10 protein-coding genes are annotated in these 11,551 nt (G+C 62.7%); 7 read left to right on the forward strand and 3 right to left on the reverse strand.

All coding sequences use genetic code 11. From position 1 onward, the window contains the following. Positions 1-49 precede the first annotated feature (49 nt). The 6 genes from E8E75_RS20870 to E8E75_RS20895 all read left to right on the forward strand — a co-directional run bounded on the left by E8E75_RS20870 (position 50) and on the right by E8E75_RS20895 (position 6,101). Positions 50-502 carry a DUF6160 family protein gene (locus E8E75_RS20870; RefSeq protein ID WP_120651455.1) on the forward strand — a complete coding sequence of 151 codons (453 nt, stop codon included), beginning with the start codon at positions 50-52 and terminating at the stop codon, positions 500-502. Positions 503-591: 89 nt separating this feature from the next. Further along, entirely contained in the window at positions 592-1,353 is a 762-nt protein-coding gene (locus E8E75_RS20875) for a C39 family peptidase (protein WP_077526270.1), read from the forward strand. Positions 1,354-1,420: 67 nt separating this feature from the next. After that, entirely contained in the window at positions 1,421-2,395 is a 975-nt protein-coding gene (locus E8E75_RS20880; protein WP_120651454.1) for a transporter, read from the forward strand. 18 nt (positions 2,396-2,413) lie between these two features. Then, a complete protein-coding gene (locus E8E75_RS20885) occupies positions 2,414-4,006 on the forward strand; it encodes an outer membrane protein transport protein (RefSeq protein WP_153920285.1) in 1,593 nt (530 codons plus the stop codon). Beyond that, on the forward strand, positions 4,006-5,163 hold the full coding sequence (locus tag E8E75_RS20890; RefSeq protein WP_153920287.1) for a MalM family protein: 1,158 nt from the start codon (positions 4,006-4,008) through the stop codon (positions 5,161-5,163). The genes E8E75_RS20885 and E8E75_RS20890 overlap by 1 nt, the downstream gene beginning before the upstream one ends. Before the next feature lie 188 nt (positions 5,164-5,351). Further along, positions 5,352-6,101: a class I SAM-dependent methyltransferase gene (locus tag E8E75_RS20895; RefSeq protein WP_153920289.1), complete on the forward strand. Its 750-nt coding sequence runs from the start codon at positions 5,352-5,354 to the stop codon at positions 6,099-6,101. A 140-nt stretch (positions 6,102-6,241) separates the two neighbouring features. Here E8E75_RS20895 and E8E75_RS20900 read toward each other — a convergent pair whose 3' ends face one another. Both E8E75_RS20900 and E8E75_RS20905 read right to left on the reverse strand, forming a co-directional pair. After that, complete coding sequence (locus E8E75_RS20900) at positions 6,242-6,910, reverse strand: SCO family protein (protein ID WP_153920291.1); 669 nt, start codon at positions 6,908-6,910, stop codon at positions 6,242-6,244. 37 nt (positions 6,911-6,947) lie between these two features. Next, positions 6,948-8,822, reverse strand: a complete 1,875-nt coding sequence (locus tag E8E75_RS20905; protein ID WP_280359734.1) for a multicopper oxidase domain-containing protein — start codon at positions 8,820-8,822, stop codon at positions 6,948-6,950. A 322-nt stretch (positions 8,823-9,144) separates the two neighbouring features. Here E8E75_RS20905 and E8E75_RS20910 point away from each other — a divergent pair, with 322 nt between their 5' ends. Then, a complete protein-coding gene (locus E8E75_RS20910; protein WP_153920294.1) occupies positions 9,145-9,855 on the forward strand; it encodes a lipoate--protein ligase family protein in 711 nt (236 codons plus the stop codon). A gap of 464 nt (positions 9,856-10,319) precedes the next feature. Here the strand turns inward: E8E75_RS20910 and E8E75_RS20915 are convergent, their stop codons facing one another. Continuing rightward, on the reverse strand, positions 10,320-11,549 hold the full coding sequence (locus E8E75_RS20915) for a DUF3422 domain-containing protein (RefSeq protein ID WP_153920296.1): 1,230 nt from the start codon (positions 11,547-11,549) through the stop codon (positions 10,320-10,322). Between the last annotated feature and the right edge of the window lie 2 nt (positions 11,550-11,551).

Genomic DNA, 11,551 nt, shown 5'->3' on the forward strand with positions numbered 1-11,551 from the left:
ACGGCAGGCCCCGGGGGCAACCCACCTGTGAACTTTGGAGATAAAAAGAATGAAAAGCTTCAAACAACTGGCTCTGGCCGCTGCTGTGCTCGCTGCTCCGTTCATGGCCCAGGCCGACCTCAAGGCCATGGACGATTCCGCTCTGTCCGGTGTGACTGGTCAGGACGGCATCAGCATCTCCGGTAGCTTCAACGGCTCCATCGGCAGCATCGTCTACACCGACTCCGAAACCTCCGGCAGCACCACCACCGCCGGTACCCTGCGCCTGGAAACCGTGTCCTTCACCGGCTTCGACATCCTCGACAGCGACCCGCTGAAGATCGACGTGATCGACGGTGGCGCCGGTGGCAGCGACAAGCTGCAGATCAGCCTGCCGTCCATCACCGGCCAGCTCTCGGTCGGCGCCATCCGCGTCGGCGACTCCAGCGCCGCCAGCATCGGTTCCCTGGCCATCAACAACATGAACATGTCCGGCTCCACCCTCAAGGTCTGGGGTCACTGACAGCTCGTTGATCCTGTAATCCGGAAAGCCTCGCCGACCTGGTCGGCGGGGCCTTTCCCCAAGAAAAGAGTCGAGTAGTCGGAACGGCAATGATCGAAATCCTGATTGGCAGTTTGCTCGGTCTGTTCGGCTTCACCCAGACGGTGGACACCAAGCCGCAACCGCAAGGTGCGGTAAACATCAGCCAGCCGCTCTCGCCCAATGGTCCGTACCGTGAAACGGCCGTGGTCGAGCCGATGAGCCAGCTGCAATTTCGCAACGTCATCCGTCAGGCCTACGACTACAGCTGCGGCTCCGCGGCACTGACCAGCCTGCTGGACTACTACCTGGGCCGGAACCTGGAAGAACGCCAGGTGATGGAAGGCCTGCTGCGCTACGGCGAAGCCGACAAGATCGTCGAGCGCCGTGGCTTTTCGCTGCTGGACATGAAGCGCTTCGTCGGCGCGCTGGGCTACAAGAGTGGCGGATTCCGTGCCGAATTCGGCGACCTCGACGCCCTGGAGCATCCGGCCATCGTTCCGATCCACTACGGCGGCTTCAAGCATTTCGTGGTGGTGCGCGACGTCTACAACGACCACGTATTCGTCGCGGACCCCGCACTCGGCAACATCAGTTTCACCCGTGCCCGTTTCGAGGAAATCTGGGACCAGAACGTCCTCTTCGTGATCTTCCCCTCGGGCAACGAACCGCAGAACGCCATGGCCCTCACCGAGCGCGACCTGCGCCTGGTGGACGATCGCATCGTCAGCCTATTGGCGTTCAAGGAGTTTCCGCAGATCACCAAGTTCACCCAGAACGAAATCGACGAACTGGGTTCGGGGGGCGATATCCGCTACATCCGCCGCAAGTGACACCCGCTCATAACAAGAAAGACCTGGGGATAGCACCATGGGACCAAGGGAATACGCATGGCTGGCCATGCTGGTGCTCTGTACCAGTCTGCCGCTGCAGGCCGAGGAGAGCTCGGTGGACGAGGCGCGTGACGCGCTGAGCAAGAAGGACGACGATGCCGACAGCGCCAAGGCGCTGGAAGAAGTGTTCCAGGCCTCCGAGAAAAGCTACACGCTGTTGAAGAAAGGCGAGCGCACGCTCACCTACGGTTTCGACTACTCGCTGGTGCGCGATACCCAGATCGAAACCTTCCGCACCGGCAGCAACGTCTACAGCGTGCTAAGCCAGAGCGAGGCCCAACACACCTTCACCAACTCCTTCACCTTCGACTACGGGGTGTGGGACAACCTGACCTTCAGCGTGCGCCTGCCCTTCGTCGCCAAGTACGACACTGAGCGCGACCTGAACGTCTACAGCCTCGGTGACATCTCTGCCTCCCTGCGCTGGCAGCCCTGGGCCTCGACCCGTGGCCGGCCGGTCACCACGCTCTTCGCCACCCTGGGCCTGCCCACCGGGGAAAGCCCTTACGACATCAACTCCGAAAACGACCTGTCCACCGGCAACGGCTACTACAGCCTGGGCGTAGGCGCCAACATGTCCTACGTGATCGACCCGGTCGTGCTGTTCGGCTCGGTGGGGTACACCTACAACATGCCGGTGCATGACATTCACCAGATGCGCGGCGGGCGCATCCTGGAAGACGTGGAACCGGGTGACACCCTCAACTTCAGTATGGGCTTCGCCTATGCGCTGTCCTACGACGTGTCCCTGGCCACCTCGTACCAGATGGCCTACACGACCAAGCCGACATACAAGTTCCAGACCGCCAACCTGGAGGGAACCGAACAGACCAGTTCGATCATGAACTTCTCCCTTGGCCTGCGAACGTCGCCGGACTACATCATCAACGTCAACGCCGGCTTCGGCATGACCGAGGACTCGCCGGACGTACTCCTGGGGCTTTCCGTACCCCTCGACATCAAAGGCCTCAAGGCCCAGTAACCGGCGAGAGATCACCTCATGAGCACGCACCTTTCGCCGCTTGCGCGGGCGATCGTCGGGGTAGGCCTTTGCTGGGCGGGCCTGGCCCAGGCCCAACTGGCCAACGACCTGACCATCGGCAACCCCAAGGCGATGGCCATGGCCAACGCCATCACCGCCGATTCCCCCGGGATCGACGCGGTGCACTACAACCCGGCCGCACTGACCAAGCTCAAGGGCCGCCAGACCACGGTGAAGTTCCTCACCGGGGTGATGGACATTCGCGCCAAGTTCGAGGCCCCCGAGGACTACGGCTTCCTCGGCTACGACGACGACCCGGTGGCGAACTCCAGTAGCCGCACCCTGACGCCAGCCATGTACCTGCCGGGCATGGGCGGCATGACCGAAGTGCCGGTGCTGTTCGCACCGCTGGCGGGTCTGTCTATCAACCCGCCGGGCTCCAAGTTCACCTTCGCCACCAACGTCTACGCACCCATGGCCCTGGGCTACTCGCGGGACTCGGACAGCGATCCGGCGCGCTACCAGGGGCGTGAGGTCGCCTTGCAGCGCATTACCTACTTCTCGCCCTCGGTGGGCTACCAGGTGAATGACGAGCTGGCGGTGGGCCTGTCCATTGGTTTCTCCCACCAGGCCATGGCGCTCAACCAGGACTTTCGCAACCCGGGCTTCCTGACCGGACTGACCCGGCTGTTCAACGAGTTCCTCTGCCTGCCCGGGCTGGGCGAAGTCGTCTCGGGAATCATCAACGTCTGCGGCGGCAAGATCGGTCCCTTCGACACGCTGGCCAACATGGACCTGGACCTGCAGCAGTCGCTGTCGCCGACCTGGAACATCGGCTTCCTCTGGGAGCCCACCGACTGGTTCGCCTGGGGCGCCACGTACCAGAGCGAGGCGCGCATGCATCTGCAGGGCAAGTACCGGGTCGACTACAGCAAGGACTGGCAGGGCTTCTGGTCCGGCATGCAGTCCTCGCTGTTCGGCCAGGTGCTGAGCCCGCTGTTCCCCTACGGCAACGTCGACGAAGAGATGGGCAACGCGTCATTGGACATGACCTACCCGGACAACTTCTCCACGGGCATCAAGATCGTTCCATTCGACCGCTGGCAGTTCAACTTCGACCTTAAGTGGAGCGGCTACAGCGACTGGAACGAGTTCGAGATCGAGTTCGACCGCGAGCTGGACCTGCTGCGCATCGCCAAGAACTTCGGCGGCGGCAATGCCACCAGCCACAGCATCATCCTCGACCGTGGCTACCGCGATACCTGGAGCTGGGCGCTCGGCGTGCAGTACCAGTGGACCGATCGCCTGGCCGTGCGCGCCGGCTACGAGTGGCGTCCCTCGGCCATTCCGGACGACAAGGCCGACGTGCTCGCACCCATCGGTGATGCCCACCTCTATGGCCTGGGCCTGGGTTATCGCTGGGACAAGGACACCAACATCGACATCGGCTTCAACTACTTCACCACCAGGCAGAGCACCAAGGCCGACACCAGCTGCAGCCTCAACTGCACCGGTATCGACAACCTGGTCTACAACCCTTACGCCGGACAAAACGTCTCGACTTCAGTGAAGGCGTACATCCTGGCCCTGACCTACCAGACGACCTTCTGATGAAAGTGCCCATCCTGCTTATCGCCATGACTCTCGCCGGCACCGCTCACGCCAGCAGTGGCCGCTACCTGACCTGGATCGACGATCAGGGCCGCGTCCACAACACCTTCGTCGACAGCCGCTACAGCGAGCAGCAGCGCCAGGCGGCCAGGCGAGTCGTGCAGAGCGACCAGGCACGCCTGAAGGATGGCGACGACGCACTGTGGCCCGGCAGCGCCAAGGCAGGCGAGAGCAAGCGGCGCTATTTCACCTGGGTGGATGCCAGCGGCAATCTGCAGAACAGTTTCTACGCGGCGGGGCAGGTGGATTCGGGCCATCGCGATTTCGTGCTGCCCAACGGCCAGCGCTCCGAGGAGTACGTCGACTCGGCGGTCCTCGAAGGCCGCGGCTACTCCCGGCCGGAACAGGGCCCAGCGTACTTCACCTGGGTCGATGAGCAGGGCCGCACACACAACTCGCCGGTGCCTGCCCGGGGCAAGGAGTCGGAAGCGGATGACGCGCCTCCCGGCCCCATTGCCTATACCGAAGCCCGCGAGATGGAATTCAAGCGCAAGGCCGCTTTGTTGCCATCCCTCGATGGCCAGCCCACGGCCGCCATGAAGGCCTTGCTGGAGGGCAGCGAAGAGCAGGGTGAGGCGCTTTACCAGAGCCTGGTGGAGCGCTGCTGCGGTCAGTTGGCGGACGCCGCCTTCACCGAGGTTTCAGTAGAAGAGCCGCGCTACGAGGAGCTGAACAACCTCTCGCCCAGCTTCGACTTTCCCATGGGGCGCAGCTACTACAGCGCCCTCAAGCTGCCGCGCTCCCAGCATAGCTACGGGCTGCGAATCCGCAGCTTCGCCAATCGCCAGGTGGTCTATCCCTCGCTGCTGTTCCTCGACGAAGCCAAACGGCCGACGCGGCTGGTGAGCGATGCGGTCTATCAGCTCCACGGCGAAACCTGGTACCGCTATGCCTTCATCGAAGGCACGGTGCAGGTCCGCGCCAATCAGGGCGAACGCTACGTACTGCTGCTGACCACAGACGAAGACCGCAGCGTGCAGACCCTGGACAACAAACCCTTCAAGCGCCCCCTGCAGGACCTTGCCTTGAGCGAAGCGGGCATGCAGGTGCATGAGCACAGTGACCAGGGTTCGTTCGAACTGGCCATCGTGAAATGAGGCACGCACTGCCCCCTCTCCCTCTGTAGGGGCGATTTCAATCGCCAAGCAGGCCGAAGGTCTGCCGAGTGGAGTCTCGGCGGCAACTGCGTTGCCCTTGGCCAATGAGTTCACCCCTACAACGCCAGCCTCACGGCTCCACCCGCGCTATGCTGGCAATCCCTGCGACCCGAAGCGGATTTCCTGCCATGTCCGACACAAGCGCACTCTTCACCAGAAATTCCGACGCTTACCGCGCCAGTCGCCCCACCTACGACCCCGCGCTGATCGCTTGGCTCAGCCAGCAGGCACCGGACCTTTCCCTGGCTTGGGATTGCGGCTGCGGTTCCGGTCAGGCGACCGTTGACCTTGCGCGGCATTTTCAGCGGGTTGTGGGAACCGATGTGAGCGCACAGCAACTGACCAAGGCCGAGCAGGCCGCCAATATCGACTACCGCTGCGAGCCGGCGGAGCAGACTTCGCTGGCCAACGCCAGCGTTTCCCTGACCCTGGTGGCGCAAGCGCTGCACTGGTTCGACCTGGAACGCTTCTATGCCGAAGTCCGCAGGGTCAGCCGGCCGGGCGGGTTGCTTGCGGTGATTTCCTACAACCTCACGACGATCACGCCCGAAGTGGATGCGCTGGTCAGTCACTTCTACAGCGACATCCTCGGCAGTTACTGGGCCGAGGAGCGCAAGCACGTGGAGCAGGGTTATCGCACCCTGCCGTTCCCTTTCGAGCGCATCGAGGTGCCGCCCTTCAACCTGGATGCCCAATGGGACCTGGCGCGGCTTCTGGGCTACCTGGAAAGCTGGTCGGCCCTGGCGACCTACCAGAACGCCCACGGCAACAACCCGCTCGACCCGCTACGCGAACGATTCACGCAGGCCTGGGGCGACCCGGCGAGCACCCGCCGGGTGAGCTGGCCATTGGTGGTGAATCTGGGGCGGGTGCGCTGAGCGGTGCACGGCTCCTCGCCTGTGGGAGCGAATTCATTCGCGAATAGGGCGGTTTAGCCGCCCTGGTATTCCCGGCAGTACTGCGTACTGCATCGCGATTGAAATCGCTCCCACAAGTCAATCCTCGGCCGGTCCGGGCCTCAAGCCGGCAGGCTCGCATCCTTCCCATTGTGCGAGGTGAAATCCACCGACCGGTCCACCATGTTGATCGCCGCCACCAACTGCTCAGGCTGTGAGCGGGCCGAGGCCATGGTCCATTGATCGAAGCGGTCGTTGCCGATGCGCACCATGCGGATATGGGTGGTGCGGTCGGCATCGACTACCGGGTCCGGGTCGAAGAAGCCGAGCTTGCGGCGCAGCTTCTCCAGGTCCGCCGGGTCGCCGGTGAGGAATAGCCAGCCCGGACCGACACGGTGGGACTCGGCGTATTCCCTGAGGATCTCCGGCGTATCCAGCTCCGGCTGCAGGGTGATGGAGTACATGAAGACATTCTTCCCGGCCCGGTCGCCCAGGAGCTTCTGGGTGCCGCGCAGGTTGGCGGTCATGGTGGGGCAGAGGCCGCCGCACATCGTGTACATCATGTTGAAGGTCACCACCTTGTCGCGCATGAGATCGTCATAGAGCTTCACGCGCTTACCGAGGTGGGTGTAGAGGGTGAGGTTAGGGAAGTAGCGGGCGCCGAAGCTGTCGCCCTCGGCGTACTCGGGTTCCGGGGCGGCCCAGTTGCGATCTACCAGGCCGGCGCCCAGCGCGGCCAGGCCTGTGGCAGCCACACCGGCGCCGAACAGCAGATTTCTGCGAGTGTTCATCTGGCATCTCCAGTAACGATCAAGGGTTGGCTATGGCTCAGCTGACGTTGCACCCGGCTGGCGGTTCGGGCGGCGTGTCGTCCTCGATGTCCCAGCGCATCATCATGCCGTGGTCCTCGTGGATCACGTTGTGGCAGTGCATGACGTACTTGCCGGTGAAGTCGCGGAAGCGCAGGAACACCCGAACCGCCTCGTTCTTGCCGAGCACATAGACGTCCTTGCGTCCTCGCTCGTGTTCCGGAATGGCCACCGGCACACCGTTGACCGTCTTGCTGAGGATGCGACCTTCCTCGAAGTGAATATGCACCGGGTGCTGCCAGCTGCCACTTTCGTTGACCAGCTCCCAGATCTCGCACTCGCCCTTGTCGATCTTGGCGCTGGTGTCGAGGATATTCTCCGGCTTGCCATTGACCGCCCATTCGCCGCCCTTGCGGTCGAACACCCAGCGGCGCACCTTGGCCCGTTCGATTTCCTCGTCGCACAGTGGGCGTAGCGGCCGCAGGACATCAGGCACCTGGCTCAGGTCCTGCTCCGGCGGGTCACGGTCCACCAGCAGCTTGAGCACCTTGGTGCCGGAACCGTCTACCTTGTCCGGTCCCTTGGTGGTGTCCTGGATCAGGCGGTTGGTAAGGAACAGCTCGGTGCCGACGGGGTACTTGGAGAAATCCACCACCAGGTCCGCGCGCTCAGCGACGCCCAGATGAACCTTGCCCATGTTGCGGATGGGCGCGGGCAGCAGGTTGCCGTCATTGGCGATGTAGGTGAAGGTCTGCGCCTTGCCCTTGCTGTCGTTCAGGTAGAACTCGTAGAAGCGCGACGGGCCGGCGTTGAGCAGGCGCAGTCGGTACTTGCGCCGCGCGACGCGCAGCACTGGCTCGATCTTGCCGTTGACCAGGATCTTGTCGCCCAGCGTGCCGTCCGGACTGAAACGGTCGAAGACGAGCTGACCCTTCGAATCGAAGCGCATGTCGTTGAAGCTCAGCATGTAGTCGTACGGATAGCTGGGCAGGCGCAGCGCTTCCGGGCTCGGGTCTTTCTCGTTGCCGGAGTCCAGGTGGTCGAAGATGACGTAGAAGCCGAACATCCCGCGCACCACGTTCTGCGAGGTGGCTTGCCAGGTGTGGTCGTGGAACCACAACGTGCCGAGCGCTTCGCGGTAGTCGCCGATGCCGTTCTGCATCTCGTCCAGGCCGGCGTATACGTTGGGGTAGAAGTGGTCCTTGTACTCGCCCTTGAAGTCCATGGTCAGGCCCTGCTTCTGGGCACTGAAGAAATCACCGGGAAAACCGTCACTTTCCGAAGGGCAGTGCAGATTGTGCAGGTGCACCGAGATGTACGGGACGCCGACGCCGACATGGTCCTTGGGCAACTTGCAGTGGAAGCGGCAGAGTACCGGCTGACCATAGCGGGCGAAGATGATCGGGCTGAAGCTATCCGGGGTGGAGTCGGCGGCGCGGTAGCTCCAGACCTTGGTTTCCGGCAGGTCCGGGTGCGCCTTCCACGGGCGCTCCACCACGTTGATTTCATACATCGTCGGATCGATGCCCAGTTGGTCATAGCGCTGGTGTGGTTTGCGGCCACATTCCCCGTGCTCGGCGTCGGCGGTGACGGAAGGCGGAACCACCTGCACGCCGTCCGCTCCATGCAGCACGCTGACCGGGTTCAGCGGACTCATCTGGTTGGGCAGGAATTCCTTCCACGGAGTGGTTTTCGGGCTGGCGACATCGGAGGTGTCGCTGTCCTTGGCGTGACTGTCACGTTCGGTGAGGAGCAAGGGCAGGGCGCTGGCGGCTGCGGACCATTTGAGGAATGAACGGCGGTTGGTGTTGGCGAGTGGTTGTTGGTTGCTGTCACCTGTGACATTGCTGGCGACAAGCGGAGTGCCCCTGAACAGCAAGCGAGAGATATTCACGGCTGCGGTCCTCCACAGCTTGATTGACGGTGAACTTTCGATCGCTCTGTCCGCCTCAGAAGCACCTCGTACCGGTCGGCCTTGTTGGCTCTGTAGTGATTGCCGGTCGAAGCTTGTATCGCGCTTATGAAACAGGTTGAAACAAACTTAGAGGAGGCAATTCCGCGGTGCCATCATTCATCTGGGTGAAAACCGCCTCTGGCGGACTGGCGGCTGAAGTACGGATACGAACGGTATAAAAGTACAAATGTATTAGTGACTTAGAGCGGCAAAGCCTTGGCGCTTGGTTGCTGGTGGAAAGTTGACACTTGTGGGAGGAGAGATGCACCAGGTTCCACGCTACGCGGTAGCCGAAGGGTTGGACGAGGAACGCCGGCTGCTGGAGCGCATCCAGCAAGGGGAAGGGGAATGCGGGTTGCTCCTGTGGCGACCACGGGAGGCAGCGTTGGTGATGCCGCAGCGCATGAGCCGACTGGCCGGATTCGCCGCCGCCGGGGCTGATTGCCAGGCGCTGGGCTGGCCGGTCGCGTTGCGCGACAGCGGTGGCGAGCCCGTGCCGCAATCACCGGCGGTGCTCAATGTGGCGCTTGTCTATGCCTTGCCACCCCGTGAGAGCGAGCTGACCAGGATCGAGAACGCCTACCTGCGGCTCTGCCAGCCGATGCTCGACTGGCTGGCCGGCATGGGACTCGAAGGCGGGCTGGGTGAGGTGGATGGCGCTTTCTGTGACGGCCGTTACAACGTCACCCTGGAATCGCGCAAGCTGGTCGGCACCGCCCAGCGCTGGCGACGCCGGCGCGACGATGGTCGTCATGTGGTATTGGCGCACGCCGCGGTGCTGATGGAAAACCAGCGCGAGCCCATGGTCGAGGTGGTGAATGCCTTCTATCAGGGCTGCGAGCTGGAAAATCGCTGCCGCGCCGGAAGCCATATCGCCCTGGACGAGTGCGCGGGGCAGGTATGGAGCCACCTGGATTCACTGCGTGATTGCTATCGCCGAACGCTGGCCGAGGCAGGCCTGGATCTGGAGTGAGCAGAAAGGGGAGCGGAGGCCGCTTGTCGTCAAATAGAAGTAGTTCACATTCGGTAGCGACTATCGCTTGACTGAAAAATGAGAATCATTATTATTACAACAACTGGCCTCGCGGCCAGCTGGATAAGCTGACAAGCCCAGTTTCGGACTCATCAGATTATCTCCTCATCAGGCTAATCACGGTTATTGACCCGGCAATTTGCCGGGTCTTTTTTTGACTGCGATTTCTGCGGCCGCCGAAATCGGCCTTGATGTGTGGGTGGATCACGCTTCACCGATCCACCGCAGGTGCCCGTTCCGAGGTCCGCTGGTGGATGTACCGAGGCGTCGGTACACATTTGTAGGGACGAATTCATTCGCCAAGCAGGCCGCAGGTCTGCCCATCGGACTTGCAGGGGGCAGCTTCGCCACCCTTGGCGATTGAAATCGCCCCTACAGCTCTGCGGTGACCTTCGTCAACGGGGTCAATGCCCCTTCGCCTTCCTGATCCGCAGGACTATCACGCCGAGTATCAACGCCACGACCGGTGTCATCACAAGGATCGCCGCCTTCGGTGACATATCCAGGCCGAGCGTGTGCAAGCCGCCGTAGAACAGCTTGAACAGGCTCAGCAGGTAGTAGCTGATGGCGATGATCGACAGGCCTTCCACCGCCTTCTGGATCTTGATCTGGGTATCGGCGCGGGCGTTCAGACTGCGCAGGATCTCCGAGTTCTGTTCTTCCACTTCCACCTGGACGCGTGCCTGCAGCAGGTCGCCGAGGTTGGCCACGCTCTGGCCCAGGCGTACCAGGCGCTGGTCAGTGGCGGCGCAGTAGCGCACGGTGGGGCGGAAGCGTCGTTCGATGAACACCCCCAGGCGCTGGCAATCATCGATATGGGATTCACGGAGCTCGTTGATGCGCTCGAAGACGATCTGCGCGTAGGCCTCCGTGGCGCTGAAGCGCTGGCGGGTCCGGGCGGTGCTGCGCACGATACGGGCGGAGAGGGCGGCAATATCCGTCGACAGCTCCTTGGCGCTGCCCTTGCTCTCGGCGTTACGGTCGGAAAGCCTGGCCAGTTCCTTGTCGTATTCTTTCAACTGCCCGCTCACCGCCTGGGCCACCGGCAGGGTGAGCGAAGCCATCATTCGGTAGGTCTCGATTTCCAGCAGGCGGCGGATCATCCGGCCCAGGCGATAGGCGTTGAGCCGGCGGTTGACCAGCAGGATGCGGTTCACGCCGTCTTCGCTCAGGCGGAAGTCCGACCAGGCGATGGCATCGCCGCCGCCCAGGGTGGAGCCTGATGGGTCCTTGAACCCATAGGCGGAGGTGTCGCCCGCCCAGTTCGTCTCCGACTCCACCAGCACCTGGTCGGCGTTGATCAGCAGATGGCGGTAGTCGGCCACCAGGCTCTCCAGCGCTGCCGGCAGGGCCGGCCAGAAGTCGTCGCCCGCCTTGCGTGGCACCACCAGGGTGAGGGTGAAGAACTCGGTATGGCGTTCCCATTTCAGGGTGTCTTCGCCCAGTCGCAGCAAACCCTGGGAGCCATTGGTGGCCAGTGAAGCATCGGCAGTCTGGTTCAGGTGCTCGACCAGGGCGTCGCAGACGTCCTCGGCGTCGGCGAAGGCGAAGTGATAGACGTTGGCCGGATCACGAAAATAGATCGACGGCCGCGAGTGCAACTCGTTATGCAGGGCTTTGCGAAGTGGGTGCATGG

Origin of the sequence: Pseudomonas sp. BN606, assembly GCF_029873115.1 — a bacterium.
Lineage (GTDB): Bacteria > Pseudomonadota > Gammaproteobacteria > Pseudomonadales > Pseudomonadaceae > Metapseudomonas.